This is a genomic window from Saccharopolyspora sp. NPDC045839 (assembly GCF_056431645.1).
In genome coordinates this window covers 1-1,112 of record NZ_JBWKKH010000082.1, presented here as the reverse complement: position 1 = coordinate 1,112, position 1,112 = coordinate 1, and the positions used below count along the sequence as shown (strand labels likewise).

The window sequence follows — 1,112 nt, the reverse complement described above, 5'->3', positions numbered from 1 at the left end:
GGCGCGTCCGGGGAGGGTTGGGGGCTGGCCGCCGAGGGCGAGCATGGCCAGGGCGATGAGTGCTTCGGGGCTTCGGAAGCCGAACGCGATGCGGGTCAGCAGGCGGATTTTGGTGTTGGTGGACTCGATGAGTCCTTGAGACAGGCCGTGTTCTAGGGCTGCGTTGATGGCGGCGCGGTGTTTGGTGATCTTGCGGGCGAGGTCGGTGAAGATGGGGATGCGGCAGCGCCGCGCCCAACTGATCCATCGGTCCAGGGCCTGTTTCCCGGTGTCTCCTTTGATCTTGAAGACGTGTCGGAGTCCTTCTTTGAGCAGGTAGGCCCGATACAGGCGTCGGTCTGTGGTGGCGATCCAGGCCAGTTTCGCGGCCTGGTTTTCGGTGAGGTCCTCGGGGTTTTTCCACAACGCGTACCGCGCGTTTTTCAGCTTCGTGGCCCGCTCGTGTCCCGGACGTGCCGGGGCGTCGGCGCGGGGCCGCCCGCGGCCACGCCTGCCCTCGGCGCGGGCCAGGGCGCGGGCGTCGTTCCAGGCCCGCCGCCGCTCAACATCCAATGCTTCGGTGGCCCACGCCACCACATGGAACGGGTCGGCGCAGCGAATCGCGTGCGGGGCGCGGCGGGCGACGGTGTCGATGATCCACTGCGCGGCATCAGCGGAGACGTGCGTGATCTGGCTGACGCGCTGTTCACCGAGGGCGTCGAAAAACCGGCTCAGCGTCGCGGTGTCGGCCCCCGGGGCGGCCCAGACCAAACGACCGGTGTCGTGATCGATTACGACCGTCAGATACCGGTGATGCCGCTTATAGGAAATCTCGTCGATCCCGATGCGCCGCAAACCGGCGAACCGATCAGCGCGGGCTTCGGTATCGGCCCAGACCCGCGCCACGATCGCCCCCACGGTGCGCCAAGCGATCCGCATCAGCTCACACACCGCCGATTTGGAGCAGTGCACCGCCAGCCACGCCACCGTGTCATCGAAGGCCAAGGTATGCCCGGCGCCATGACGCGCCCACGGCACCCGCGCCACCGTGGGCCCGTGCTCGCGGCAGTTCACCCGCGGCGCTTCGGACTCCAGCCACACCTGGACCGTGCCCAAATCCAGCGCCCGCCACC

1 protein-coding gene is annotated in these 1,112 nt (G+C 68.1%); it reads right to left on the bottom strand.

Features of this window, described 5'->3' with window-relative positions; all coding sequences use genetic code 11:
- Window positions 1–1,112, bottom strand: a 1,112-nt coding sequence (locus tag AC07EQ_RS43380) for an ISL3 family transposase (RefSeq protein WP_478393616.1), incomplete at both ends; no start/stop codon positions are given.